General features: G+C 65.6%; 23 protein-coding genes. 14 read left to right on the forward strand and 9 right to left on the reverse strand.

The annotated features are described in order from the left end of the window. Nucleotides 1-27: 27 nt before the first annotated feature. Nucleotides 28-753 (reverse strand): DMP19 family protein, encoded by a 726-nt coding sequence (locus ASE91_RS13345; protein ID WP_156357838.1) that lies wholly within the window; start codon nt 751-753, stop codon nt 28-30. A 161-nt stretch (nt 754-914) separates the two neighbouring features. Beyond that, nucleotides 915-1951 (reverse strand): TetR/AcrR family transcriptional regulator (locus ASE91_RS13350; RefSeq protein ID WP_235530480.1); only part of this gene is annotated, 1037 nt, incomplete at its 5' end. Nucleotides 1952-2200: 249 nt separating this feature from the next. Between ASE91_RS13350 and ASE91_RS13355 the strand changes: the two genes are divergently transcribed. The 4 genes from ASE91_RS13355 (at nt 2201) to ASE91_RS13370 (ending at nt 6389) form a co-directional block, all read left to right on the forward strand. Next, nucleotides 2201-3445, forward strand: coding sequence for an acyl-CoA dehydrogenase family protein (locus ASE91_RS13355; protein ID WP_056627205.1), 1245 nt, complete (start codon nt 2201-2203; stop codon nt 3443-3445). Beyond that, on the forward strand, nt 3435-4454 hold the full coding sequence (locus ASE91_RS13360) for a phosphotransferase family protein (protein ID WP_056626877.1): 1020 nt from the start codon (nt 3435-3437) through the stop codon (nt 4452-4454). The genes ASE91_RS13355 and ASE91_RS13360 overlap by 11 nt, the downstream gene beginning before the upstream one ends. Further along, nucleotides 4451-5248, forward strand: a complete 798-nt coding sequence (locus ASE91_RS13365; protein WP_056626878.1) for an SDR family NAD(P)-dependent oxidoreductase — start codon at nt 4451-4453, stop codon at nt 5246-5248. Before ASE91_RS13360 ends, ASE91_RS13365 begins: the two co-directional genes overlap by 4 nt. A 61-nt stretch (nt 5249-5309) precedes the next feature. Further along, nucleotides 5310-6389, forward strand: a complete 1080-nt coding sequence (locus tag ASE91_RS13370; protein ID WP_327196786.1) for a catalase family protein — start codon at nt 5310-5312, stop codon at nt 6387-6389. Nucleotides 6390-6452: 63 nt separating this feature from the next. Here the strand turns inward: ASE91_RS13370 and ASE91_RS13375 are convergent, their stop codons facing one another. The 4 genes from ASE91_RS13375 to ASE91_RS13390 are packed head-to-tail and all read right to left on the reverse strand — an operon-like array spanning nt 6453 to nt 11670. After that, entirely contained in the window at nt 6453-7325 is an 873-nt protein-coding gene (locus tag ASE91_RS13375) for an acyl-CoA thioesterase (protein WP_200911259.1), read from the reverse strand. Next, complete coding sequence (locus tag ASE91_RS13380) at nt 7325-8452, reverse strand: acyl-CoA dehydrogenase family protein (protein WP_056626884.1); 1128 nt, start codon at nt 8450-8452, stop codon at nt 7325-7327. Before ASE91_RS13380 ends, ASE91_RS13375 begins: the two co-directional genes overlap by 1 nt. An 18-nt stretch (nt 8453-8470) precedes the next feature. Beyond that, nucleotides 8471-9649, reverse strand: a complete 1179-nt coding sequence (locus tag ASE91_RS13385; protein WP_056626886.1) for an acyl-CoA dehydrogenase family protein — start codon at nt 9647-9649, stop codon at nt 8471-8473. Next, nucleotides 9646-11670, reverse strand: a complete 2025-nt coding sequence (locus tag ASE91_RS13390; RefSeq protein WP_156357839.1) for a 3-hydroxyacyl-CoA dehydrogenase NAD-binding domain-containing protein — start codon at nt 11668-11670, stop codon at nt 9646-9648. Before ASE91_RS13390 ends, ASE91_RS13385 begins: the two co-directional genes overlap by 4 nt. A gap of 209 nt (nt 11671-11879) precedes the next feature. On the opposite strand from ASE91_RS13390, the gene ASE91_RS13395 reads away from it, so the two are divergent. The 6 genes from ASE91_RS13395 (at nt 11880) to ASE91_RS13420 (ending at nt 18503) form a co-directional block, all read left to right on the forward strand. Further along, nucleotides 11880-13574, forward strand: coding sequence for a class I adenylate-forming enzyme family protein (locus tag ASE91_RS13395; RefSeq protein ID WP_056627210.1), 1695 nt, complete (start codon nt 11880-11882; stop codon nt 13572-13574). Nucleotides 13575-13807: 233 nt separating this feature from the next. Next, nucleotides 13808-15664 carry an ABC-F family ATP-binding cassette domain-containing protein gene (locus tag ASE91_RS13400; protein WP_056626895.1) on the forward strand — a complete coding sequence of 619 codons (1857 nt, stop codon included), beginning with the start codon at nt 13808-13810 and terminating at the stop codon, nt 15662-15664. Nucleotides 15665-15705: 41 nt separating this feature from the next. Beyond that, on the forward strand, nt 15706-16155 hold the full coding sequence (locus ASE91_RS13405) for a hypothetical protein (protein ID WP_056626896.1): 450 nt from the start codon (nt 15706-15708) through the stop codon (nt 16153-16155). Between the two features lie 65 nt (nt 16156-16220). Further along, nucleotides 16221-17861: a DNA polymerase III subunit gamma/tau gene (locus ASE91_RS13410; RefSeq protein WP_056626897.1), complete on the forward strand. Its 1641-nt coding sequence runs from the start codon at nt 16221-16223 to the stop codon at nt 17859-17861. Continuing rightward, on the forward strand, nt 17858-18181 hold the full coding sequence (locus tag ASE91_RS13415; protein ID WP_056626898.1) for a YbaB/EbfC family nucleoid-associated protein: 324 nt from the start codon (nt 17858-17860) through the stop codon (nt 18179-18181). Before ASE91_RS13410 ends, ASE91_RS13415 begins: the two co-directional genes overlap by 4 nt. 73 nt (nt 18182-18254) lie before the next feature. Then, nucleotides 18255-18503, forward strand: coding sequence for a hypothetical protein (locus ASE91_RS13420; protein WP_056626899.1), 249 nt, complete (start codon nt 18255-18257; stop codon nt 18501-18503). A 59-nt stretch (nt 18504-18562) separates the two neighbouring features. On the opposite strand, the gene mtgA is transcribed toward ASE91_RS13420, so the two are convergent. The 3 genes from mtgA to ASE91_RS13440 form a co-directional block, all read right to left on the reverse strand. Then, a complete protein-coding gene (mtgA, locus tag ASE91_RS13425) occupies nt 18563-19297 on the reverse strand; it encodes a monofunctional biosynthetic peptidoglycan transglycosylase (RefSeq protein ID WP_082454019.1) in 735 nt (244 codons plus the stop codon). A 316-nt stretch (nt 19298-19613) separates the two neighbouring features. Beyond that, nucleotides 19614-20519 carry an RNA polymerase sigma factor RpoH gene (gene rpoH / locus ASE91_RS13435; RefSeq protein WP_055994898.1) on the reverse strand — a complete coding sequence of 302 codons (906 nt, stop codon included), beginning with the start codon at nt 20517-20519 and terminating at the stop codon, nt 19614-19616. 52 nt (nt 20520-20571) lie between these two features. Continuing rightward, complete coding sequence (locus ASE91_RS13440) at nt 20572-21525, reverse strand: RluA family pseudouridine synthase (RefSeq protein WP_056626917.1); 954 nt, start codon at nt 21523-21525, stop codon at nt 20572-20574. Nucleotides 21526-21542: 17 nt separating this feature from the next. Here ASE91_RS13440 and ASE91_RS13445 point away from each other — a divergent pair, with 17 nt between their 5' ends. The 4 genes from ASE91_RS13445 to ASE91_RS13460 all read left to right on the forward strand — a co-directional run bounded on the left by ASE91_RS13445 (nt 21543) and on the right by ASE91_RS13460 (nt 25592). Continuing rightward, on the forward strand, nt 21543-22037 hold the full coding sequence (locus ASE91_RS13445) for a M67 family metallopeptidase (RefSeq protein WP_082454021.1): 495 nt from the start codon (nt 21543-21545) through the stop codon (nt 22035-22037). Further along, nucleotides 22034-22672: a histidine phosphotransferase family protein gene (locus ASE91_RS13450; RefSeq protein ID WP_055994890.1), complete on the forward strand. Its 639-nt coding sequence runs from the start codon at nt 22034-22036 to the stop codon at nt 22670-22672. Before ASE91_RS13445 ends, ASE91_RS13450 begins: the two co-directional genes overlap by 4 nt. A 137-nt stretch (nt 22673-22809) precedes the next feature. Beyond that, complete coding sequence (locus ASE91_RS13455) at nt 22810-25155, forward strand: chemotaxis protein CheA (RefSeq protein ID WP_056626918.1); 2346 nt, start codon at nt 22810-22812, stop codon at nt 25153-25155. Further along, entirely contained in the window at nt 25152-25592 is a 441-nt protein-coding gene (locus ASE91_RS13460; RefSeq protein ID WP_056626920.1) for a chemotaxis protein CheW, read from the forward strand. The genes ASE91_RS13455 and ASE91_RS13460 overlap by 4 nt, the downstream gene beginning before the upstream one ends. The last annotated feature ends 36 nt before the right edge of the window (nt 25593-25628 follow it).

The following is a 25628-nucleotide window of genomic DNA, read 5'->3' on the forward strand; positions in this document are numbered from 1 at the left end:
ATAACGTGCCGTCGATCGGTATTCAATCTAGGCCGTCCGATACAACTGATCGCGGTATTCCATGATAAAACGGTGAACGTACATAGTGGATGTTGCCTTAGTATTGTCGGTATAAAACCAGTCGTCAAACGCGTCTGCCTCGACAGTTGGCGGATCGATGAAATCAAAAAAGCGTTCTCCGCCACTTTTTAATTCTCCTGACGCTACCGCTATCTGATATTTAAGTTCGATTTGCCATTCTGCGTCATGGCGTGCTTCGACAATCGCAATATCCCTCGCCGTTGTCGGTTGCCACCACCGCTTATGTTTGCGTGCGAGGTGACGGATCAATCGCTTGCGACTTGCGCGCCATTTTTCAGGATCATCGCTGAACGGAACCGGTTGCTGCCGCTCGGGTTCGGTTGCGTCACCGGCCTGTTCCGTCATTGCACGGCGAAACCGCTTGCGTAGCTCCGGCCACTCCAGAGTGTCGACCGCAGCGACGCCCAAGGCAAGGTCCTGAGCGTAATTATCGCAAAACTGAACGAAGCCGCCGTTACTTACCTGCCCCACGATATCGGACCACATCATGAGTGTGCGCTGTGCTGGCGTAAGCAAAAGGTTTCCGGGATGGCCGTAGGTGTTCCATCCTTCGATGGTCATGACGGCCGGGACATGGATCAGTCCTTCCCCTGTCATCCACCATCGTTCGTCTGCATAGGATGCAGATTGTTCGAATTCATCATCGGTCATTACTGGGCGGCTGTCGGTCATGTTTGCTCGAAACTGACTGGTTGTAAGTTATCGACGTATCTGCGGACCTACTAAAAGTCTTCCCATGAGTTGGACTGCCCGCTTACGAGTGTCCCTGTTTGAAAACATCACCGACCGATGGGTAATCAAGCCCCCGTTTGGCGCTACACGGAACGTGTCGTTCAAACCACCGGATCGTCAAACAATCCCGTCATCACCGTCGACGCATAGAAGCCCACCGCCCGTTCGCGCGGCATCGTCGCTGCCCAGTTACGCATGTCGAACGCGGCGTTTTGCAACGCCATCACCGCCTGTGCCGCGATCAGCGGGTCGACCGCGCGCAGCGAGCCTTCGGCGATGCCGTCGCTGATCGTGCCGGCGAAGCGGCGGGCGATGCGGTTGGAGCGGTCGACCATCGCCTGTCGTACGGTCAGCGGCAGTCCGGATAGGGCGGTGGTGCGCAACAACGGCCCCTGGTCCGTGAACTGTGCGTCGACCAGCAGCGCAAGCGTGCTCGACAGGCGCTGCCAATGGCTGCCGCCGGCGTGATCGGCGGCACGCTGGGCCGCGCTGATCGTGTCGAAGCTGCGGCGATAACAGGCGATGACAAGATCGTCCTTGGCATCGAGATGGTGGTAGAACGACCCCTTGGTCACGTTCAGTTCGGACGCGATCCGCTGGACCGAGGCACCGCGATAGCCGAGTTCGTTGATGAGCCGGGTGGCCGCGCGCAGAAAGGCGTCGCGCGCCGGTTCGGCATCGGCCTGTTCTGGGGCAAGCGGTCGCGGTGCCCAGCGCTGGCCGGGGCCGGCCATGCCGTGCAGGAACACGTCCATCAGTCGCGCTTCGACCCGGTCATATTGGTCGGGTTCGTAACGATCGAGCCAGACGGTCAACCAGAAGCAGTTTTCAAGCAGGACATGGGCGCGGGCGCTGAAGATATCCTTGGCGGTGCGGTCGGCGGGGTCGCCCCACAGGGTGCGCGTCTTGCGAAAGACGTCGCGCCAGCCGGACAGGAGGCGTGCCTTGAACGGGTCCTCCATCGCGCGCAGGTCGGACAGCATCGCGACGGGGCGTTCCTCGCCCGCTTCGATCCGGCGCTGCCGGTCGAAATGGACGCCCAAAAACTTTGCGACGCGGGCCTGCGGGGTGGGTTCGCGGAGCGCTTCGTCCAGCGTCGCCTGTAGCCAGTCGAGCGTATGGTCGAAGGCGGCGGCGGNAACGTCGGCAAAGGTCATGCCCTTGGCACTGGCTTCGTTGATCGCTTCCGCTGCCGCCGCAAGGATCGCGTCGCGTTTGGCGCGGTAGCGTTTGGTGGCCCCGTTCGTCGTCGTCATGGAAGCGACCCTAGCAGAACGGGTGTGGAGCCCAAGCCCAATTTTCGCTCTAGTACGCGACGTCATCGGCGCTTTACCGAATATGCGGTATGGCCTAAATCAATAAAAAAGGTTGCAGCGGGAGACGGATGTTGGACTTTTCGCTAAGCGAGCGCGAAACCCATTGGCGCGACCGGGTCACCGCGTTTTTGGCCGAGCATGTCGCTCCTGCCGACCATGACTATCATGTGGAAGTTGCGAGCGGTGATCGCTGGGCACCGGTGGCGATGCTGGAACCGCTGAAGGAACGGGCGCGGGCGGCGGGGCTGTGGAACCTGTTCATGCCGCCGCATTCGGGCGCGCCGATGGTCGATGACAGCTTTGCGTTCGAGGGTACGCAGTTGTCCAACCTCGAATATGCGCTGTGTGCCGAGGCGATGGGGCGGTGGCACTGGGCGAGCGAGGTGTTCAACTGTTCGGCTCCCGACACCGGCAATATGGAGGTGCTGCATCGCTACGGCACGCGTGAGCAGAAGGAGGCATGGCTGCGGCCGTTGATGGACGGGACGATCCGGTCGGCGTTCCTGATGACCGAACCGGCGGTGGCGTCGTCGGATGCGACCAATATCGAGACGCGGATCGTGCGCGACGGCGACGATTATGTGATCGACGGGCGCAAATGGTGGTCGTCTGGGACCGGCGATCCGCGCTGCAAGGTCGCGATCGTGATGGGCAAGACCGACCCGAACGCGCCGCGCTACCAGCAGCAGAGCATGATCCTGGTGCCGATGGATGCCCCCGGCGTGCGGATCGAGCGGATGTTGCCGGTCTATGGCTATGACCATGCCCCGCACGGGCATGGCGAGGTGGTGCTGGACAAGGTGCGGGTACCGGCGAGCAACCTGCTGCTGGGCGAGGGACGTGGGTTCGAGATCGCGCAGGGCCGGCTGGGGCCGGGGCGTATCCATCACTGCATGCGCACGATCGGCGTTGCGGAGATGGCGCTGGAGGCGATGGCGACGCGGCTGCAATCGCGCGTCGCGTTCGGGAAAAGGATCGCCGAACAGTCGATTTGGGAACAACGGGTCGCGCGGGCGCGGATCGATATCGAGATGACGCGGCTGCTGTGCCTGAAGGCCGCCGACATGATGGATCGCTCTGGGAACAAGGCGGCGCAGGGCGAGATCGCGATGATCAAGGTGCAGGCGCCGACCATGGCGCTGGCGATCCTCGACGATGCGATCCAGGCGCATGGCGGCGGCGGCGTGTCGGAGGACTTTCCGCTGGCCGCCGCATGGGCCGGGGTCCGCACGCTGCGTTTCGCCGATGGGCCGGACGAGGTGCACAACCGCGCGATCGCCCGCGCCGAGTTCGCGAGGGTGTCCGGTGGGCGGTGACGTCGACCTCGATCTCGACCGGCTGACGCCGTGGCTGGCGGCGACGGTCGGGGACGGGCCGGTCGCGGTGACGCGCTATTCGGGCGGGCAGAGCAATCCGACCTACCGGGTCGATGCGGCGCGCGGGTCCTATGTCCTGCGCCGCAAGCCGTTCGGGGTGTTGTTGCCCAGCGCGCATGCGATCGAGCGCGAATATCGATTGATCGCGGCACTGCACCCCACCGGCTATCCGGTACCGCGGCCGATCGCGCTGTGCGAGGATGCGGGGGTGATCGGCGCGCCCTTCTATCTGATGGAGCGGGTCGCGGGGCGGACGATCTGGAATGGTGCGATGCCCGACCTGTCGCCCGACGAACGGCGCGCGCATTACTGGGCGATGGTTGATGCGCTGGCGGCGCTGCACGCTATCGATCCGGTAACGGTCGGCCTTGGCGATTACGGCAAGCCGGGCAATTATTTCGAGCGGCAGGTGGCGCGCTGGACCCGGCAATATCGGGCGAGCCAGACCGACGATCTGGCGGATGTCGAGCGGCTGATCGAATGGCTGCCGTGCACGGTGCCGGCGCAGGAGCGGGTGGCGATCGTCCATGGCGACTACCGGATCGACAATCTGATCTTCGCCGAAGACAGCGTACGCGTCGCGGCGGTGCTCGACTGGGAGTTGTCGACGCTGGGCGATCCGCTGGCCGATTTCACCTATCTGCTGATGAACTGGATGACGCCGCCCGATGGTCGGTCGGGCATTGCTGGATTGAGCGGCGGCGACAGCGGCATTCCGGCGATGGAAGAGGTCGTGACGCGCTATTGCGCGGCGACCGGGCGGGACGGGGTGCCGGGGCTGGACTGGTATTTCGCCTATAACCTCTTCCGCCTGACCGGGATCGTGCAGGGGATCAAGCAGCGGGTGCGCGACGGCAACGCGTCGAGCGCGCAGGCGGCGCGGATGGCCGAGCGGGTACCCGAACTGGCAGCGGCGGCATGGCGGTTTGCGGAACAGGCGGGGGCATGATGCGGTTTGCGGGCAGGTCGGTGCTGGTCACGGGTGCCGGATCGGGGATCGGGCGGGCCTGTGCGCTGGCTTTCGCGCGGGAAGGCGCGGGGGTGGTTTGTGGCGACCGGTCCGATGCCGGGGCGACGGTGGCGCTGATCGAGGCGGCGGGCGGTCGGGCGGTGGCCTGTACGATGGATGCAGGCGCGGACGAGGATGTCGCAGGTGCGGTGGCGTTGGCGGTCGGACGCTTCGGCGGGATCGATATCGTTCATGCCAATGCGGGCATTTCGGGCGGACTGGCCGGGCTACTCGAGCAATCCGCCGATGACTGGGCGGAGATATTGCGGGTCAATCTGATCGGCCCGTTTCTCGCAATCCGTCACGCCGCACCGGTGATGGCGGCGGCGGGCGGCGGGGCGATCGTATGTACCGCCAGCGTCGCCGGGCTGCGGTCGGGCGCGGGCGGCGCTGCCTATTCGGCGTCGAAGGCGGGCGTCATCAATCTGGTCCAGACCGCCGCGCAGCAATTGTCAGGATCGGGTGTGCGCGTGAATGCGGTATGTCCGGGCCTGATAGAGACCGAAATGACGGCAATGGTCTATGACCACGCTCGCCAGTCGGGGAAGGAGGGGCGGATCGGTCGGCTGAACCCCTTGCGCCGCGGCGGCGAGGTTGAGGAGGTCGCCAATGTCGTCCTGTTCCTTGCGTCCGCCGAGGCCAGTTACGTCAACGGACAGGCGTGGGCGGTCGATGGCGGGCTGTCGTCGAGCCATCCGTTCACCCGGCAGGACTATGGGCGTACCGCCGTATAAGTCCCCGGAACGAATAACCTCCCCCGCACTTGTCGACATGAAGACAAGGGAGTTCCTGCAGATGACCGACATGCTGAAACCGCCGGTGCGCTACACCGCCGCACTCGAAACACCGGAGGCGGACGAGGCGGCGACGGTTGCCGAGATGGAGCAGGCGTTCGATACGATCCTCACGACCACCTCTGCGGATTACGGCAAAGCGGTGCGCGCGGTCCATGCCAAGTCGCACGGCATTCTGAAGGCCGAACTGAGCGTGCATGACGATCTGCCGCCCGAGCTCGCGCAGGGGCTGTTCGCGAAGCCCGGCGTTTATCCGGTGTGGATGCGGTTTTCGACGAATCCCGGCGACATCCTCGACGACGCGATCGGTTTGCCGCGCGGGCTGGCGTGGAAGGTGATGGAGGTCGAGGGCGAACGTCTGGCCGGAGCCGGCGGGCGGACACAGGACTTCGTGATGGTCAACGCGCCCGCCTTTGCCGCGCCGACGCCCGCGAAGTTCGCCAGCAACCTGAAACTGCTCGCCAGGACGACCGACAAGGCGGAATGGGCGAAGAAGGCGCTGTCCTATGTCTTGCGCGGGGCCGAGGCGGCGTTGGAGGCGGTCGGGAGCGAGAGTACGTTGTTGAAGACGATGGGCGGGTCGAAGAACGTGCATCCGCTGGGTGAGACCTATTTCTCGGCCACGCCGTTCCGTCACGGTTCCTATGTCGCCAAATATCAGGTGGTGCCGGTGTCGCCCGATGTGACCGCGCTGACCGATGTCGTGGTCGATACCAGCGGGCGTCCGAATGCGATCCGGGAAGATTTGCAGGCGTCGGCGGCGAAGGTGCGCGGCGAATGGGACGTGCGGGTGCAGCTGCTGCGCGATCCCGAAACCCAGCCGATCGAGGATGCGGCAACGCCATGGCCGGAGGATGTCAGCCCGTATCTGACCGTCGCGACGTTGCGCTGCGAGCCGCAGGATAGCTGGTCGGCGGACAAGGTTGCCGAGGTCGATGAGGGGCTACGGTTCAGCGTCTGGACCGGGCTGGCCGCACATCAGCCGCTGGGTGGGGTGAACCGGGTGCGCAAGCCGGTCTACGACCATTCGGCGCAGTATCGCGCGCGGTTCAATGGGTGTCCGTTGCACGAGCCGGGGTGAGGCTTTCCGTAGCCAACTATACCCCCGCCTTCGTACGGGAATGCCGGGGGAGGTGGACGGCGCCTATCCCCGCACCCGAACCAGCCCTTCCTGCGCCACGCTCGCCACCAGTCGCCCGTCGCGGGCAAAGATGCGGCCACGGTTGAAGCCGCGGGCGTGCCCGGCCCATGGGCTGTCGGTGACGTAGAGCAGCCAGTCGTCAGCGCGGAACGGTTCGTGCAGCCACAGTGCGTGATCGAGGCTTGCGGTCTGGACCCGATCCATCATCCAGTGAATGCCGTGTGGCAGCATACAGGTGCCGAGCAGCATCATGTCGCTGGCATAGGCGAGGACTGCACGGTGGAGCGTCGCGTCGTCGCCGAGCGGCGCGACCGCGCGGAACCAGCCATGCTGGATCGGTGTGCGCGGCGTCGGGTCGGTCAGGTGATCGGCCTCGACCGGACGGATTTCGATCGGGCGGGCGCGCAGGAACAGCCGGTGGAACTTGTCGGGGATACGGTCCTGCATCGCCAGCCGGAGGTCGCGATCGGAGCGTAATGCCTCGGGCGGGGGAACGTCGGGCATCGCGTCCTGATGCATCATGCCGTCCCCGGGCAACTGAAACGACGCCGCCATGTTCAGGATCGCCTGTCCGCGCTGCATCGCGATCACGCGGGCATTGGCAAAACTGCGTCCGGCGAAGTCGCGGACGACGCGGTAGAGGATCGGATGCTCCTCATCGCCCGCCCGCAGGAAATAGGCGTGGAGCGAGTGCGCGATCTTCGCCCCGCCGATCGAGCGTTGCGCCGCTTGCAAGGCCTGCCCGATCACCTGTCCGCCGAACACCCGGCCGACACCGCCAGGATTGCGCGCGCCGCGATACAGGTCGGTGTCGATCTCCTCGATATCGAGCAGCGCGACCAGTCCCGCGACCAGATCGGCGGGCGTCGGCTCCATCAATAGCCTCCGATCCGGGCTATGCGGTCGCTGTGATAGCCGATATCGCCGTACATCTCGGTCAGGACGCGGGCGCGCTTCATGAAGAAACCGATATCGGCATCGTCGGTCATGCCGATGCCGCCATGCATCTGCACCGCTTCCTGCACCGCCAGCGTCGACGCCATGCCCGCCATCGCCTTCGCGACTGAAACGGCGGCGTCGGCATCCGCCGCACCTTCGTCCAATAGTTGCTGCGCCTTCAGCACCGCCGCGCGCGCGACTTCGAGTTCGGAATAGAGGTGCGCGGCGCGGTGTTGCAGCGCCTGAAAACTGCCGATGGTCTGGCCGAACTGCTTGCGCTGCCGCAGATAGTCGAGCGTCCGCGTCGCCACGCCGTCACCGACGCCGAGCGATTCCGCTGCCGCCCCGGTCCGCGCGGCGGCGAGCAGGCGGTCGAGTGCGCCGCGACCATCGTCGACCGTGCCGACCACCGCGTCGCCATCGATTTCGACATGGTCGAAGGTCAGGCGGGCGGCGATGCTGCTGTCGGTAAGGCGGCGGGGATCGGCGGAGAGGCCGAGGGTATCGGCGGGGAAGGCGAACAGCGTCAGTCCCTCCGCATCGCGATCGCTGCCAGCGGTGCGGGCGATGACGAGGATCAGGTCGGCGACATGGCCGTGAGTGACGAACTGCTTGGTGCCGACCAGGCGAAAGCCGTTGCCCGATCGCTCGGCGCGCATCGCAACGGCATCGCCATGCTTCGCGCGTTCGTCGATCGCCAACGCCGCGACGGTTTCGCCCGCGGCGATGCGCGGCAGCCAGCGTTCGCCGGCACTCGTCCCCGACAGCGCGGCGACGGCGGCGACCGACGTGGTGAGGAAGGGCGAGGGCGACAGGTTGCGGCCGATCTCCTCCAGCACGATGCCGGCCTCGACATGGCCGAGGCCGAGGCCGCCCGTGCTTTCGGGCACCATCATGCCGGTAAAGCCCATCTCGGCAAACTTCGCCCACAGGCCGCGATCGAAGCCGGTTGGGTTGTCGGCGTCGCGCAACGCCCGCAAATGGGCAACGGGCGCGGCTTCGCCCAGAAACTCGCAGGCGGTGTCGGCCAGCATCGTCTGATCGTCGTTCAGAAACAGGGGCATGGAGGGTGTTCCTGACAGTTATCGCAGCGGCAGGTCGAGGATGCGGCGGGCGATGATGTTGAGCTGGATTTCGGACGTGCCGCCCTCGATCGAGTTCGCCTTGGTCCGCAGCCAGGCGCGCGCCGCCGCGCCGTTGTCGCTTTCGGCGCTTTCCCATTCGAGCGCGTCCGATCCGCCCGATGCCATCAGCAGTTCGTGGCGCGCCTTGTTCAACTCGGTGCCGACATATTTCATCATGCTCGGCTGCGCGGGATGCGCGCGACCGGCCTTCAACTCGTCGCGGAAACGTTCCGACATGGCGGTAAACGCGCGGGCGCGGACGTCGAAGGTCGCGATGGCGGACCGCAGCATCGGGTCGGCCAAACGGCCGGCATCGTCGGTGCCGATCGTCTCGAGCGCCTTCGCAATCAATGGGCCGTTGCCGGTGCCGCCCATGCCCGAAATCATTTCCCGCTCATGGCCGAGCAGATATTTGGCCACGTCCCAACCCTTGTTCAGGTCGCCGACCAGATTGGTCTTCGGCACGCGGACATCGTCGAAGAAGGTTTCGCAGAAGGGCGAGTTGCCCGAGATCAGCTTGATCGGGCGGGTGGTGATGCCGGGCGATGCCATGTCGAACAGCAGGAAGCTGATTCCACCCTGCTTGGTCGAACGGTCGGTGCGGACGAGGCAGAAGATCCAGTCGGCCTTGTCGGCATAGCTGGTCCACACCTTTTGCCCGTTGACGATGAAGTCGTCGCCGTCGGCAACCGCGCTGGTTTGCAGCCCGGCGAGGTCGGAACCGGCGCCGGGTTCGCTATAGCCCTGACACCAGCGGATTTCGCCGCGCGCGATCTTCGGCAGATGCGCCTGCTTCTGTTCCTCGGTCCCGTATTTCAGCAGCGCGGGGCCAAGCATCGAAATGCCGAACGAATAGAGCGGATTGCGTGCGCCTATTGCCGTCATTTCTTCGCGCAATATCTTGGCCTCGGCCGGCGACAGGCCGCCGCCGCCATAGGCGGTCGGCCAGTCGGGCACCGTCCAGCCGCGCTCCGCCATCCGGTCCAGCCACAGCTTCTGATCGGGATTGGCATAGGTCGGATTGCGGCCACCCCATGTCACGTCCTTGTCGGAACGGACCGGTTCACGCATCGATGGCGGACAATTCGCCTCCAGCCATGCGCGGGTGTCGGCGCGGAACGCGGCGAGGTCGGTCACTTGTTGAACCGCCCGCCGGTCTCCGCCTTTTCGCGCAGCAGCGGCGCGACGTCGAAGCCGTGCTTTTCGAGGCCCGCGACGATCTTCTTCGCGCCCTCGATATCGGCCCAGAACATCGGCCCGCCGCGATAGGGCGGCCAGCCATAGCCATAGATCCAGACCACATCGATATCGGACGCGCGCTGTGCCTTGCCTTCCGACAGGATCTTCGCGCCTTCGTTGACGATCGGGTAGAGGGTCCGTTCGACGATCTCCTCATCGGTGATCTCGCGCTGCGGGGTGTCGGTCTTGGTACGGAAATCGTCGATGATCTCGGCGACGCGGGCGCTGTTCGATGCCTGCCGCTTGTCGTCGTAATCGTAGAAGCCCGCACCCTTTTTCTGGCCCCAGCGACCCTCGGCGGCGAGGGCATCGCGGATATTCTCGATCCGGCTGGGATCACGATGCCAGCCGATATCGACGCCGGCCAGGTCGGCCATCTGGAACGGACCCATCGGCATGCCGAACTCGACATGGACGCGGTCGACCTGTTCGGGGGTCGCACCCTCCATCAGCAGTTTCATCGCCTCGACCTGCCGCGGTTCCAGCATCCGGTTGCCGATGAAACCGTGGCAGACGCCGGCCACGACCGCGACCTTGCGGATCTTCTTCGACAGCGCCATCGCCGTTGCCAGCACATCGTCGGCGGTCGCGTCGCCACGGACGATCTCCAGCAGCTTCATGATGTTGGCGGGCGAAAAGAAGTGCAGGCCGAGCACGTCCTGCGGCCGCTTGGTCGCGGCGGCAATGACGTTGACGTCGAGATAGCTGGTGTTCGACGCGAGGATCGCGCCGGGTTTGCAAATGGCGTCGAGCTTGCCGAAAATGTCCTGCTTGACCGACATTTCCTCATACACCGCCTCGATCACCAGATCGACCTCGTTAAGGTCGTCCATCGAGAGCGTGGGGGTCAGCAGACCCATCGCCTGCTCGACCTGCTCGGGCTTCATCCGACCCTTGGCGGCGGTCGCCTCGTAATTCTTGCGGATGATGCCGACGCCGCGGTCGAGCGCGTCCCGCTGCATCTCGACGATGGTGACGGGCACGCCCGCCGACAGGAAGTTCATGGCGATGCCGCCGCCCATCGTGCCCGCGCCGATCACGCCGATGCGCTGGATCGGGCGTAGCGCAATGTCGTCGGCGATGCCGTCGATCTTCGATGCCTTGCGCTCGGCGAAGAAGATGTGCCGCTGTGCCGCCGACTGGACGGAGAACATCAGCTTCATAAACTGCTGCCGCTCAAACGCGATCCCCTCGGCAAAGGGCGTCTCGCTGGCCTTCACGACGCAGGCGATGTTGGCGGCGGGCGCTTCGTAGCCGCGGAAGCGCCGGGCATTGGCCTTTTCGAAGGCGGCGACTGCTTCGGGGTCGGGCGAAACCGACTTTTCGGAGGTGCGGGGCAGGGGGCGGATGTCGGCGACTTCGCGGGCGAAGGCGATGGCTTCCTCCAGCAGATTGCCTTCGGTGGCGAGGCGGTCGACGATGCCGGCGTCTTTCGCCTTGCCCGCCGGGATCGGATCGCCCTTCGCCACCAGTTCGAGCGCGACCGCGACACCGGCGAGGCGCGGCAGGCGCTGCGTGCCGCCCGCACCGGGCAGCAGGCCGAGCTTCACCTCGGGCGTGCCAAGCTTCGCGCTGGGGACGGCGATGCGGTAATGGCTGCCGATGGCGACCTCGCACCCCCCGCCCAGCGCCGTGCCGTGGATCGCGGCAACGACCGGCTTGTCCGACGCCTCGATCATGTCGACCAGTTGTGGCAGCAGCGGTTCGACCGGCGGCTTGGTGAATTCGGTGATGTCGGCCCCGGCGAAGAAGGTTCTGCCGGCGCACGCGATGACGATGGCACGGACCGAATCGTCGGCCGCCGCTTCCTCAATCGCGGCCTTCAGTCCCAGCCGGACCGAAGCCGACAATGCGTTGACCGGCGGGTTGTCGGCCATCGCCACCAGGATGTCGCCATGACGTTCGGTGTGTACGGACATGTTCGGCCCTTCTCCAGCTTCTGCCATACCGGTAATTCTAAACCGGTAAGCGTTTGCCGCATTCTATTGCCTTTGCGGAATGGATAATCAATAACAACCTGCATGGAGGCGATCGATCGGGCAAACCCGATATTCTAGGGTCGGCGAACAGGAGCGGTGTCTTGCAGGCAGGCGAAGCGACGATTTCCATCGGGGCCGACTGGCCGCGCATGTCGATGGCGCAAGTACAGGCCGCGCTGACCGCGCCGGGTGCCCCGTTCGAAATGGCGACCGAGACGATCCGGGGCGTGCCGACGCGAATCTGGAAGAACGCTCCGGCAACCCTTGCACAACTGATTGCTTTCTCCCGTAGTCATGGCGAGCGGCTGGCGACGATCCATGAGGATCAGCGGGTAACGTTCGACGCGCAGTTTCGCGCGATCGCGACGCTGGCCAGGCATTTGCAGGACAGCGGGATCGGCAAGGGCGACCGGGTCGCGCTGGCGATGCGCAACATGCCCGAATGGCCGGTCGCATTCTTTGCGATCGTCGCGATCGGCGCGATCTGCGTGCCGCTGAACGCATGGTGGACGCCGCAGGAACTGGCGTTCGGGGTCGGCGATTCGGGGGCCAAGATGCTGATCGTGGATCGGCAGCGGCACGAACGGATCGGCAACGATTATGCGGCGATGCCGGGGCTGGAAACCGTCATCGTGGCACGGGCACGCACGCCGCTGATGGCACCGGCGCGAGCGCTGGAGGCCGTGATCGGCGGTTGCGCGGACTATGCGGCGCTGCCCGACGTCGCGCTGCCCAGCGTCGTGATCGCACCCGACGACGATGCGACGATCTTTTATACCAGCGGCACGACGGGCAAGCCCAAGGGCGCGCTCGGTACGCATCGCAACCTTGCGACCAACGTTTATTCCAGCGCGTATATCGCCGCGCGGGCGCAGCTTCGCCGGGGCGAGATGCCGCCGCCCGTACCCCAGCCCAAGGTCGGGTTGCTCGTCATCCCGTTCTTCCACGTCACCGCGTGCAGCGCGTCGCTGATGGGGGCGATGGCGAGCGGGACGACGCTGGTGCTGATGCGTAAATGGGACACCGCGCAGGCGCTGGCCCTGATCGAACGCGAGCGGGTACAGGTAACCGGCGGGGTGCCGACGATTGCGTGGCAGTTGCTGGAGCATCCCGACCGGGAGCGATACGACCTGTCGTCGCTGGAAATCATCCAATATGGCGGCGCGCCGTCCGCGTCTGATCTGGTGCGGCGTATCCATGAGGTGTTCGGCGCGATGCCCGGCAATGGCTGGGGCATGACCGAGACGATGGCGACGGTCACCCAGCATAGCGCCGAGGACTATCTGAACCGCCCGACCAGTTGCGGCCCGCCGGTACCGGTCGCCGATCTGAAGATCATGGCACCCGACGCGCCAATCGAATTGCCGGTGGGTGGGGTCGGCGAGTTATGGGCGCGCGGGCCGATGATCGTGAAAGGCTATTGGAACTGTCCGGAGGCGACCGCGGAGACGTTCGTCGATGGCTGGGTACGTACCGGTGATCTGGCGCGGCTGGACGAAGAAGGCTTTTGCTTCATCGTCGACCGCGCCAAGGATATCATCATCCGGGGCGGCGAGAACATCTATTCGATCGAGGTCGAGGATGTGCTGTACGCGCACCCGTCGGTCACCGACGCGGCGCTGATCGGCGTGCCCGACCGGGTGCTGGGCGAAGTGCCGGTGGCGGTCGTGCATCTGTGCCCTGGTTGTTTCGCAAGCGAGAGCGAGTTGCGGGCGTTCGTGCGAGCCCGGCTGGCGGCGTTCAAGGTGCCGGTAGCGGTGCGCTTTTCCGACACGATCCTGCCGCGCAATGCGAACGGGAAGATCGTAAAGAGCGAGTTGCGCGCACTGTTCGCGGCCGGTTGAGCGAGCCAAAGGTCACGAAAGTCACACTCGCGCGCAATTTGTCGCTGTTTGCGATTCGTTTGCAACAGTCGCTGTCACAGGCGGACCGAGCTTGCGCCGTAGAAGGGCGATCGGACGTTTCAAAGAGCGGGTCGGGTTCAGGCGGGCAGTGATCTTGTCGGACGATGCGCGGGTAGGAAAGCCGTTTCGCGCCGCTCTTCGCAAACGCGGCAAAAAATGCTACGCGCCGCGCCATGCTCAATCTGAACGGTATCACGGTGCGCCTTGGCGGGCGGACGATCCTCGACAATGCCAGTGCGGCGCTGCCGCCGGGTAGCCGGGTCGGGCTGATCGGTCGCAACGGTGCCGGCAAGTCGACGCTGGTGCGCGTGATCGCCGGGCAGCTGGAACCGGACAACGGCACGGCGGAAATGCCGCGCGGGTCGCGGCTCGGCTATGTCGCGCAGGAAGCGCCCGCCGGACAGGCGACGCCGTTCGATACGGTGCTGGAGGCCGATGTCGAGCGCGCGCGGCTGATGCACGATGCCGAGACGGTGACCGATCCCGACCGGCTGGGCGATATTCACGAACGGTTGCTAGCGATCGACGCCTATGGCGCGCCGGCGCGGGCGGCGCGCATCCTCGTCGGATTGGGATTCGACGAAGAAATGCAGCAGCGGCCGCTGGAAAGCTATTCGGGCGGCTGGCGGATGCGCGTTGCGCTGGCGGCGCTGCTGTTCAGCCAGCCTGACGTGCTGCTGCTCGACGAACCGTCGAACCACCTCGATCTCGAAGCGGTGATGTGGCTGGAGGATTTCCTCAAAGGATATAAGGCGACGATCGTCGTCGTCAGCCACGAACGCGATTTCCTGAACAACGTCGTCGACCACATCCTGCACCTGCAACAGGGCAAGATCACGCTGTATCCCGGCGGCTATGACGCGTTCGAAAAGCAGCGGGCCGAACGGCTGGCGCAGATTGAATCGGCCCGGGCAAACCAGGCGACGCAGCGCGCCAAGTTGCAGGAATATGTCGCCAAGAATTCGGCGCGGGCGTCGACCGCCAAACAGGCACAGTCGCGCATGAAGATCCTTGCCAAGATGAAGCCGATCGCGGCAGTGGCCGAGGATCCCAGCCTGACCTTCGATTTTCCTGATCCCAGCGAGCTGCGCCCGCCGCTCATCACGCTCGACATGGCGAGCGTGGGGTACAGCGATACCCCGATCCTCAAGCGGTTGAATCTGCGGATCGATCCCGAGGATCGCATCGCGCTGCTCGGCCGCAACGGCAACGGTAAGACGACGCTGGCGCGGCTGCTGGCGGCGCAGCTGGCGCCGATGGACGGCGACATGAACGCGGCGGGCAAGATGAAGGTCGGATACTTCACCCAGTATCAGGTGGAGGAGTTGAGCACCGACGACACCCCGCTGGAGCATATGACGCGCCAGATGAAAGGCGCGTCGCCCGCCGCTGTCCGGGCGCAACTCGGCCGGTTCGGCTTTTCGGGGGACAAGGCGATCACGCTGGTCGGTAAGCTGTCGGGCGGCGAGCGGGCGCGGCTGGCGTTGGCGCTCATCACCCGCGATGCGCCGCATATGCTGATCCTCGACGAACCGACCAACCACTTGGACGTCGATGCGCGCGAGGCGCTGGTGCAGGCGCTCAACGCCTATACCGGTTGCGTGCTGCTGGTCAGCCACGATCGTCACATGCTGGAGGCGACCGCCGACCGGCTGGTACTGGTCGACGAGGGGACCGCCAAGGAATTCGACGGGACGATCGATGATTATATCGCGCTGATCCTCGGCAATTCGGCAAAGGAAAAGGCGAAGAAGGCCAACAAGAAGGACGACCGCAAGGCCGCCGCCGAAGCGCGCGAAAAGGCGCAGGTGCTGAAGAAGGATGCGCAGGCGATCGAGCGCGATCTGGCGCGGCTGACCGAACAGCGCGATGCGCTGGATGCGGCGATGGCGGGGAAGGCGACGCCGGCGCTGGCGAGGTTGACCATGGCGCAGTTGATGAAGCGGCGCGCGAGCCTCGACACCGAGATCGAGGTGGCGGAGATGAAGTGGATGGAGGCGAACGAGGCGTTGGAGGCTTTGGCGGCTTAGGAAGTTTGTATCCGTCGAGTAGGCGGGAATGAGGCCGGGTTATGGAATATGTCACCGACGACACGCCCTTCGACCGGTTGTACCTTCGCGGTTTAGCGATCCGGTATGAGGGGCATCGTGGGTTGTGGATGCCAATCATGTGGCATTTGGCCCTGCGCGGTTACCCGGGTGCCATGATCGAATTAGCCGATTGGTTCTCTGATGGTGCCAGCGGCGAAGGCATGGGTACCGCAGCCGACGCCTTCAGTGCGGCCGGCCTTTACCGACGCGCCTACTTGAAGGGCGACGCACGCGCAGCGAAAAACTTTGCAGTCAGTCATTTTAACCGAGGCGATCTACACGGATACCGAACTTGGCTTCGGCGTGCTGCGATTGCAGGAGACACCGACGCGATGGCCGAGCTTCGGTATTTTGAGTTGCGCCTTCCGCATCGTCATGCCCGAAAGGTTGGTCGACTGCGGCCGAGACAGAAGCGCGACGACGTTCTCTGACCGTTTGTCTTGGGCCACCGGTATGACAGGCGACACCGCCGCTACCACCCGCTAAGACACGAGCAATGTCCGAATCCTTCCTCGCCCTCGACATCCCCGAACAGCCTGCCGCCGCGCAGCCGTACCGCGTGCTCGCGCGTAAATATCGGCCGCAGACGTTCAGCCAGCTGATCGGGCAGGATGCGATGGTCACGACGCTGGGCAACGCGATCAAGCGCGGGCGGCTGGCGCATGCGTTCCTGCTGACCGGGGTGCGCGGGGTCGGCAAGACGTCGACCGCGCGGCTGATCGCCAAGGCGCTGAATTGTATCGGGCCGGACGGGGACGGCGGGCCGACGATCGATCCGTGCGGGGTGTGCGAGCCGTGCCGGGCGATTGCCGAGGGGCGGCATATCGACGTGATCGAGATCGACGCGGCGTCGAACAACGGCGTCGACAGCGTGCGCGAGATGACCGAGGCGGTGCGCTATGCCGCCGTGTCGGCGCGCTTCAAGATCTACATCATCGACGAAGTGCACATGATGTCGACGCCGGCGTTCAACGCGCTGCTGAAAACGCTGGAAGAGCCGCCCGCGCACGTCAAATTCCTGCTGGCGACGACCGAGGTCCACAAGGTGCCGGTGACGGTGCTATCGCGTTGCCAGCGCTTCGACCTTCGGCGGATTCCGGCCGATCTGCTGGCCGGACATTTCGCGAAGGTCGTCGAAGCGGAGGGCGTCGAGGCCGAGCCGGAGGCGCTGCAACTGATCGCGCGCGCGGCGGAAGGATCGGCGCGCGACGGGCTGTCGATCCTCGATCAGGCGATCGCGCATGGCGGCTTGGAGGGCGAAGGCGTGCGCGCCGATGCGGTGCGGCAGATGCTGGGCCTGTCGGATCGCGGGGCGATCCGGGCGTTGTTCGATTTGTTGCTGAAGGCCGATGCGGCGGGTGCGCTCAAGGCACTGCGGGCGCAATATGATCTGGGCGTTGATCCGGCATCGGTGCTGCGGACGCTGCTCGAAACCGTGCATGCGGTGACGATCGTCAAGGTCGGCGGGGACCGTGGGCCGGGCCAGTCGGCCGAGGAGCGCGCCGCGTTCGGTGCGTGGAGCGCGCTGTCGTTTCCGATGCTGCACCGGTTGTGGCAGTTGTTGCTCAAGGGCCATGAGGAGGTTTTGCGCGCGGCATTGCCGATCGAGGCGTGCGAGATGGCGTTGCTGCGCATCGTCCATGCGTCCTCGCTGCCCGATCCGGGGACGCTGGCCAAGCAACTGGCGGCGGGGCAGGTGCCGGCGATGACGCCTGCCGCGGCTCCGTCTGCGCCGGCTGCGGCCGAAGTCGCCGTCGATCCGGTGCCCGAGACGATGGAGCAGGTCGCGAACCTGTTGTCGAAACATGGCCGCCATTCGCTGGAGGCGCAGTTCCGCAATTGCGCGCGCATGATCCGGCTGGAGCCGAACCTGATCGAGCTGAGCGGATCGCGACCGCTGCCCGCCGATTTTCCCCGCGACGTCGAAGTCGCGCTGAAAGGGATCACCGGCAGCCATTGGCGCGTTCTGATCGGCGAGGGGGCGGGTGCGCCCACCTTGCGCGAGCAGGAAACGGCCAAGGCGGAATCGGAGCGCGAACAGGTTTTGCATTCGCCGCTGGTACAGGCGGCACTGGCGGCGTTTCCGGACGCCACCCTCGATCATTGGCAACGCAGCGACGGGAGTATCGCGCGATGAAGAATCTCGACGACATCATGGCTATGGCGCAGAACGTGCAAAGCGAACTGACCAAGGCACAGGCGAACCTCGACACGATCGAGGTCGACGGACAATCGGGCGGTGGACTGGTCAAGGTCCGCGCATCGGCCAAGGGCCGCATCCTCGGCGTCGACATCGACGACTCGTTGTTGCAGGCATCGGAAAAGCAGATGCTCGAAGACCTGATCGTCGCCGCGTTCAACGATGCGCGGGCAAAGGCGGATGCGGCGAGCTCGACCGAAATGTCGAAGCTGACCAGTGGCCTGCCGTTGCCGCCGGGGTTCAAGCTGCCGTTCTGATCGATCGGAACGCTGCTGGAACAAGCGCTTCGACGGGTGGTTCTTGGGCGATCGAACTTTTGGGAGATCGTCCATGGACCAGGATCGCATCGAAACCACCACCAACGGTGCGCCGCATACCGTGATCGTGGAACGGCGTGGATCAGGCGGCGGGCTGCTGATCGGGTTGGCCGTGTTGATCGCGGTAATCGTCGGTGCCTATTTCCTGCTGAACAACGCCAAGAACGACAATGCCCGGACCGGTGCGGTCACGTCGGCGGCAAAGCGCGTGGGTTCGGCAGCGGACAAGGCCGGGGACGCGGTCGAACGGGCGACGAAGTAACGTCGTTCTTTTCGTCGTCGTTCCGAATTCTGTCCGGGGTAACGAAATCCTCGAAAGGGTCAGTTGAGGCAGCGATCCAGTCGTTCGCGGCGAACGATGGCAATGCGGCGTTCGATCGTGCGGGCGTAGCGGCCTGTGAATCCGGTCGGGGCGATGCCAGCGCGTTTTTTGGGCAAGGGCAGCACGGCGGCAATCTGCGCGGCTTCGCGACCGGAGAGTTTGGTCGCGCCATGTTTGAAGTAACGCTGCGCGCCAGCCTCGATGCCATAGGTGCCGATCCCGGTTTCGGCCACGTTGAGATAGACCTCCATGATCCGCCGCTTGCCCCACAGCGCCTCGATCAACACGGTGAAATAGGCTTCCATGGCCTTGCGGAAATAGCCGCCGCCCTGCCAGAGGAACACGTTCTTGGCGGTCTGCTGACTGATCGTCGAGCCACCACGGATGCGGCCGCCCTGCGCGTTGCGGCGGGCAGCGTTGGCGATGGCGGCATAATCGAACCCGTTATGACCGCAGAAGCGACTGTCTTCGGCGGCGATCACCGCGCGGGGCATATCGGGATCGATGCTCGACAGGCCGCGCCATGATTTGGTGACGCCGTGTCCGGTCGGTACGTCGCCGAGCATGGTCAGCGTGATGGGGGGCGGGACGAAGCGCAGCAGCAGCACCCACAGCACCGACAGCACGATAAAGCCGAGCAGCGCCTTGATCGCCCAGCCGATAAGGCGTCGGCCCACGCCGCGGGGGGCTGTGGCAGGTTTGGGGCGGGGGCGTTGGGTGGTGCGGGCGGCCATAGTGGCTCGCTACGATGGTGCGGCGGGGTTGGGCAAGGGGACGACCGGTCTTCTGTTGTCGAAGGGGACATTATGCGAGTGCGGGGTGATCTTGCGCTTTGCGGCGGGATCGTCGCAGCTGATGCACCAGTCTTCGCCGCCGCGACGTCTGGGGCGGCCGGGCGTGACGTGTGCGTTGTGGCAGGAGCCGTTGATGGCATCGGTTATGGATCCCGGCCTTCGCCGGGATGACGATTGGGGGTGCCGGAATGACGATTGGGGGTTGGGGCAGGGATGACGAGTAGGGGGACGGTTTGGCTCGCCCCCCCCTGTCGCGTCAGACTGCGGCCAGCATCCGGCGGTCGCCGGCGAGGCGCATCATTGCTTTTTGCAGTTTTTCGAAAGCGCGGACTTCGATCTGGCGGACGCGTTCGCGGCTGACACCGTATACCTGGCTCAGCTCTTCCAACGTCTTGGGATCATCGGTCAGGCGGCGTTCGGTCAGGATGTGCTTTTCGCGGTCGTTGAGGTCGTCCATCGCCTCGACCAGCATACCGTGGCGGACATCGGCCTCCTGCGCCTCTGCGACGACCGAGTCCTGCAAGGGGCCGTCATCGGCCAGCCAGTCCTGCCACTGGCTTTCGCCATCCTCGCGCATGGGGACGTTGAGCGACGTGTCGCCACCCATCGCCATGCGGCGGTTCATCGACGTTACCTCGTCCTCGGTCACGCCGAGATCGGTCGCGATCTTGGCAAGATGCTCGGGGCTGAGATCGCCGTCCTCGAACGCGTCGAGCTTCGACTTCATCCGGCGCAGGTTGAAGAACAGTTTCTTCTGCGCGGCGGTGGTGCCCATCTTCACGAGGGACCACGACCGTAGGATGAATTCTTGGATTGAGGCGCGGATCCACCACATCGCATAGGTGGCGAGGCGGAAACCGCGATCGGGTTCGAATTTCTTCACGCCCTGCATCAGCCCGATATTCCCTTCGGAAATCAGTTCGCTGACGGGGAGGCCATAGCCGCGATAGCCCATCGCGATCTTGGCAACGAGACGCAGGTGCGAGGTGACGAGCTGCGCCGCCGCTTCCGGATCGCCATGTTCCTGAAACCGTTTGGCGAGCATATATTCCTGCTCGGGCGCGAGGATCGGAAATTTGCGAATTTCGGAGAGATAGCGGTTGAGGCTCGCCTCGCCGCCGAGCGCCGGGATCGTCGCCGGGACGTTGCTGCCAGTTGCCATCGTCAAAACTCCCTTTGTCGTGGGCCACGCCGCATTGCGGCATCACCGTAATCTATACGTGAAGATGATCCAACAGTTCCTGCATGTCTGCCGGAACGTCGCTATCGAACGCCAAAGCGTTGCTTGTCACGGGATGGATGAACCCCAGATGTGCCGCGTGCAACGCCTGTCGCCGGAAATCGAGCCGTTCGAGTTCGGCGCGCAACGCCGGCCGCCGCCCCGCATAGACCGGGTCGCCGAGCAGGGGATGGCCGATCGACGCCATGTGCACCCGCACCTGATGCGTGCGGCCCGTTTCCAGCCGGCATTCGATCAACGACGCGTCGCGCAACTGGCGCAGCTTGCGCCAATGAGTCACCGCATGCTTGGCGAGTGGGGAGCGGACGATCGCCATCTTCTTGCGATCATTGGGGGATCGCGCGAGCGGCGCGTCGACGGTGCCCGCCGACGTCAACACCCGTCCCGCCGCGATCGCCAGATAGCGGCGGTCGATGCTGTGGTCCTTGAACTGCCGTGCCAGCCCCTCATGCGCGACGTCGTTCTTGGCGACGACGAGCAGCCCGGACGTATCCTTGTCGATGCGGTGGACGATGCCGGGCCGCGCGACGCCGCCGATCCCCGACAGATTGCCCGCGCAATGATGCAGCAGCGCGTTGACCAGCGTGCCGTCGAGATTGCCGGCGGCCGGATGCACGACCAGCCCGGCGGGTTTGTCGACGACGATCAGATGGTCGTCCTCATAGGCGACGACGAGTGGAATATCCTGCGCCACCGTATCGAGCGGCACCGCCGGCGGGAGGGTGATGACGAACTGCTGTCCCGCTGCAACCTTGCGCTTGCCATCGGAGACCAGACCGTCGGGACCGGCGACATGGCCCGCCGCCATCAGCGCCTTGACCCGTTCGCGCGACAGATCGGGCACGACCTCGGCCAGCGCCTTGTCGATCCGAAGCCCGTGCGCGGCATCGGTGATGCGCGCCTCTATCGTGGAAACCCCCCGGTCCATTGCCTACAAAGATGGGCATGAGGCCAAGTTTTACAAGCGAAACGATCCAACGGTTGCTGATCGAGGCGGCGGCGAACCGGCATGAAATCTGCGGATTGCTGCGGGGCACGGGCGTCGCGATCGAGGCGGCCGAACCAGCCCGCAACGTCGCCGCCGATCCGGCACGCCATTTCGAGATCGATCCCGCGATCCTGCTCAACGCCTATCGCGATGCCCGACAGGGCGGGGCGGCGGTGCTCGGCTGGTATCATTCGCATCCGGTCGGCAGCGCCGATCCGTCGCCGACCGATGCGGCGCAGGCGGCGGCAGACTGGCGGCTGTGGCTGATCCTCGGGCGCGGTACCGCCCGGCTGTGGCGGGCGGTCGCGAACGGTGAACGCCATGGCCGATTCGACCCGGTTTCCTTCGATGTCCGCCATGCCGGCCACGTTGAAAAAAATTGCGGGGCGGTGCACATGGACGCCAGCAGCCGGACGATGACGTTCGTCGCTGCACAGGGATCGCCGCTTTGAACATCAGCCCAGCCGACTTCGCCAGCCTGATGTGTTCGCGATTGTGCCATGACCTGCTCAGCCCGGTCGGCGCGCTCAACAACGGCCTCGAACTGCTGGCCGACGAGACCGATCCCGACATGCGTGCCCGCTGTCTCGAACTGCTGACCGACAGCGCGCGGGCATCGGCGAACAAGCTGAAATTCTTCCGCCTCGCCTTTGGCGCCGCCGGCGGCTTCGGCGATTCGATCGACACGCGGGAGGCGCGGGCGGCGCTGGAAGGATTGTTCGGCGATCATCACAAGGTGAAGCTCGGCTGGATGGTCGAGGCACCGTCGCTGCCCAAGCCGGCGGTGAAGGTGTTGCTGAACCTCGCGCTGATCGCGGGCGACGCGCTGGTGCGCGGCGGGCAGCTGGATGTCGGGGCGGAGGTCACCGCGACCGGCATCGATATCGCGGTGCGCGGTGACGGGCCACGGATCGTGCTCGACGCCGAGCTGCGCGGCGCGTTGCTGGGCGATGCGGCGATGATGACGCCGCGTGCGGCGGCGGCGTGTCTGGCGCGCGAGCTGGTCGAGCAGGGCGGCGGGACGTTGCAGGTATCGCCGACCGATTCGCCGGTGCTGCTGTTCGGAGCTTCGTTCGCAGGCCGATAGAGTTCGGATGCCGCGCGGGTTTCGACACCCGCGTGTATTCGGGAGGCTAGACCACCCGATCCGTACCGCCATCGCTTCACTAACGGCTTCTTAACCTGCCTGCCGCCATGGTCGTGTCCATAACCGGGCGGGGCCGCATGGACGATCTGTTACAGGAATTCATTGCCGAGACCCGCGAGACGCTGGAAGCGTTGTCGTCGGAGATCGTCGCGTGGGAAGCCGCGCCCGACGATCGCGCCCGGCTGGACGCCATTTTCCGCTTCGTCCACACGGTGAAGGGCAGCTGCGGCTTCCTCGATCTGCCGCGCCTGTCGCGCCTCAGCCATGCCGCCGAGGACGCGCTGTGCGGGGTGCGCGACGGCAAGCGACGACCCGATAGCGGGCTGGTCGATGCGGTGCTGGCGATCGTCGACCGGATCGGCGAACTGGTGGAGGCGATCGATGCCGGATTGCCGCTGACCGATGAGGGCGAGGACGAGCTGATCGCCGCGCTTTCGCCGAAAATTGGCAACCCGACAGCAGCGGCGACGCCGGTGGCGGCGGCGGCGATAGCAGCGGGGCGGGCGCCGCTGCGCAGCGTGCGGCTGAACGTCGATCTGCTCGACCGGATGATGAGCGGCATGTCGGACATGGTGCTGGTCCGCAACGAACTGGTCCGGCGGTTGCGCGATATCGCGCTCGACCCGGCGGTCGAGGCGGCGCTGGACCGGCTGTCGAGTTCGGTGGCGGATATGCGTGACGCGGTGACGCGGACGCGGATGCAGAAGATCGAAACGCTCTTCTCGCCCTTGCCGCGCATCGTGCGCGATACGGCGGCGGCGGTGGGCAAGGCGGTGATGCTGACCGTCGATGGCAGCGACGTCGAGCTGGACCGCGAGATGATCGAGGTCATGCGCGACCCGCTGGTCCATATCGTGCGCAATGCCATCGACCATGGCATCGAACAGCCCGCCGACCGCCGCGCGATCGGCAAGCGCGAAAGCGGCCGGCTGCATATCTCCGCACGGCAATCGGGCAACCAGATCGTCATCGAGGTCATCGACGATGGTCGCGGCATCGACACCGAACGGCTGATGGCGAAACTGGCGGCAAGCGGGCAGCGCAGCGAGGCCGAACTGCGCAAGCTGACCGATCGCCAGCGGTGCGAACTGGTCTTCGCGCCGGGCCTGTCGTCGCGCGATACCGCAACCGAGATTTCGGGGCGCGGCGTCGGAATGGACGTGGTGCGCGCCGCGATCGACCAGATCGGTGGACGGATCACGCTGGACAACAAGCCGGGGCGGGGGCTGCGCATCGCGGTACAGGTACCGCTGACGCTGTCGATCGTGTCGACGATCGTGGTGCGCGCCGGCAGCCATCGCTTCGCCGTTTCGCGCCAGACGATCGGCGAGATCGTCAACGAACGCGCCGCGAATATCCGCGTCGACCAGCTGGGCGACAACCGGATCGCCCGCATCCGCGACCGGCGTATCCCGGTCGTCGACCTGTGCGACGTGATCGGCGTCGCGACCGAGACGCCCGCCGCGCCCAAGATGCTGGTGGTAGTGACGATCGGTGCAGGCGACTTCGCGATCGCGGTCGATGAAGTGCTCGATACCGAGGAACTGGTGGTCAAGCCCGCCGCGCCGGCGGTGATGGCGACGGGGCTGTATGCCGGGCAGACGCTGCCCGACACCGGGCGGCCGATGCTGATGCTCGATTGCGCCGGGGTGGCGCAGGCGGCGGGGCTGAGCTTTGCCGACGCCATGGATCTGGAGATCGAGGCGGAGGAAGCGGCGGAGGTCGACGACCGGGTTACCGCGCTGCTGCTCAACGATCTGGACGGGCGGCAGCGGGTCATTCCGCTGGCGGTGATCGACCGGATCGAACGTATCCGTGCCGGATCGCTCCGGCAAAGTGCCGGCCGCATCCGGCTGGCGATCGACGGGCGGATAATTCCGGCAGAGGCGAGCGATCCTGCGGCGATCGACCGGGTGACGACCGTACTGCGCCTGACCGACGGGGTGATGGAGGTCGCCTATGCGATCGTCGATGCCGTCGACATCGTGATGCTGCCCGAACTAGCCCCGGTCGGCGACGTACCGGGGCCGATCGCCGGGATCGTGCTGCTGGACGGCGAGCAGATCGAGCAGGTCGATCCGCTCTGGCTGTTCGAACGCCATGCGCGCGAGGCGGCGTCGGCGCTGATCACGCAGAGCCGGCCGACCTGCCTGTTGGCGGATGGCGGCAGCGGTTGGATGCGGGCGTTCCTGCGGCCGATGCTGGAGCACGCGGGGTATCAGATCGTCGAGCGGGTCGATGCGGGCGAACGGCCGACGCTGGTGCTGGCACAGGCGGACGTCGCGGTGCCGACCCCCGCCGCCGACGTGCCGGTGGTGCGGCTGCGCGCGTCGCCGGCCGATATCGGCGACGGCAGCATCTATCGATACGACCGCGAAGGCGTGCTGCGCGCGCTGCGCATGGCGGCGGGAGGTCGGGCGTGAGTGAATTGTTTCTGCTGGCCACGATCGTCGGACAGGATGTCGCCATCCGGTCCGACCATGTCGAATCGGTGGTCGACATCGGCGAGATCACGCCGGTCGCGCGCACGGCACCCGCGGTGCGGGGACTGGCGGCGCTGCGCAGCCGGGTGGTGACGGTGATCGACACCGCGATCGTGATCGACCCCGTGCCGCCCCCGGCGAACCGGCGACGCGCGGTGGTGACGCAGGTCGACGGGCATCATTACGCGTTGCTGGTTGATACGCTGGACGATGCGCATCGTTTCGTGCCGAAACCCCTGTCCGCCGGGCTGTTGCCGGGCGCGGCGTGGGCGGCGATCGCCAGCGGCCTGATCGAGCATGACGGGCGCGCTGTCCTGATCCTCGACCTGCCCGCCATCGTCGCGCGTGCGGCCGATGCAGGCCGCGTGGCCGCATGAGCATTAACGCGGTGGTTACACGCGCGGGCTACACCC

It is taken from the genome of Sphingomonas sp. Leaf62 (genome assembly GCF_001421915.1).
Classification (GTDB): domain Bacteria; phylum Pseudomonadota; class Alphaproteobacteria; order Sphingomonadales; family Sphingomonadaceae; genus Sphingomonas.

What these genes read in the sequence shown, in the direction of transcription:
- ASE91_RS13405 (WP_056626896.1), top strand. Translation starts at nt 15,706, where the DNA reads ATGGAATATGTCACCGACGACACGCCCTTCGACCGGTTGTACCTTCGC.
- ASE91_RS13345 (WP_156357838.1), bottom strand. Translation starts at nt 753, where the DNA reads ATGACCGACAGCCGCCCAGTAATGACCGATGATGAATTCGAACAATCT.
- ASE91_RS13370 (WP_327196786.1), top strand. Translation starts at nt 5,310, where the DNA reads ATGACCGACATGCTGAAACCGCCGGTGCGCTACACCGCCGCACTCGAA.
- mtgA (WP_082454019.1), bottom strand. Translation starts at nt 19,297, where the DNA reads ATGGCCGCCCGCACCACCCAACGCCCCCGCCCCAAACCTGCCACAGCC.
- ASE91_RS13445 (WP_082454021.1), top strand. Translation starts at nt 21,543, where the DNA reads ATGAGGCCAAGTTTTACAAGCGAAACGATCCAACGGTTGCTGATCGAG.
- ASE91_RS13365 (WP_056626878.1), top strand. Translation starts at nt 4,451, where the DNA reads ATGATGCGGTTTGCGGGCAGGTCGGTGCTGGTCACGGGTGCCGGATCG.
- ASE91_RS13380 (WP_056626884.1), bottom strand. Translation starts at nt 8,452, where the DNA reads ATGCCCCTGTTTCTGAACGACGATCAGACGATGCTGGCCGACACCGCC.
- ASE91_RS13440 (WP_056626917.1), bottom strand. Translation starts at nt 21,525, where the DNA reads ATGGACCGGGGGGTTTCCACGATAGAGGCGCGCATCACCGATGCCGCG.
- ASE91_RS13375 (WP_200911259.1), bottom strand. Translation starts at nt 7,325, where the DNA reads ATGGAGCCGACGCCCGCCGATCTGGTCGCGGGACTGGTCGCGCTGCTC.
- ASE91_RS13455 (WP_056626918.1), top strand. Translation starts at nt 22,810, where the DNA reads ATGGACGATCTGTTACAGGAATTCATTGCCGAGACCCGCGAGACGCTG.
- ASE91_RS13410 (WP_056626897.1), top strand. Translation starts at nt 16,221, where the DNA reads ATGTCCGAATCCTTCCTCGCCCTCGACATCCCCGAACAGCCTGCCGCC.
- ASE91_RS13395 (WP_056627210.1), top strand. Translation starts at nt 11,880, where the DNA reads ATGTCGATGGCGCAAGTACAGGCCGCGCTGACCGCGCCGGGTGCCCCG.
- rpoH (WP_055994898.1), bottom strand. Translation starts at nt 20,519, where the DNA reads ATGGCAACTGGCAGCAACGTCCCGGCGACGATCCCGGCGCTCGGCGGC.
- ASE91_RS13400 (WP_056626895.1), top strand. Translation starts at nt 13,808, where the DNA reads ATGCTCAATCTGAACGGTATCACGGTGCGCCTTGGCGGGCGGACGATC.
- ASE91_RS13390 (WP_156357839.1), bottom strand. Translation starts at nt 11,670, where the DNA reads ATGTCCGTACACACCGAACGTCATGGCGACATCCTGGTGGCGATGGCC.
- ASE91_RS13420 (WP_056626899.1), top strand. Translation starts at nt 18,255, where the DNA reads ATGGACCAGGATCGCATCGAAACCACCACCAACGGTGCGCCGCATACC.
- ASE91_RS13415 (WP_056626898.1), top strand. Translation starts at nt 17,858, where the DNA reads ATGAAGAATCTCGACGACATCATGGCTATGGCGCAGAACGTGCAAAGC.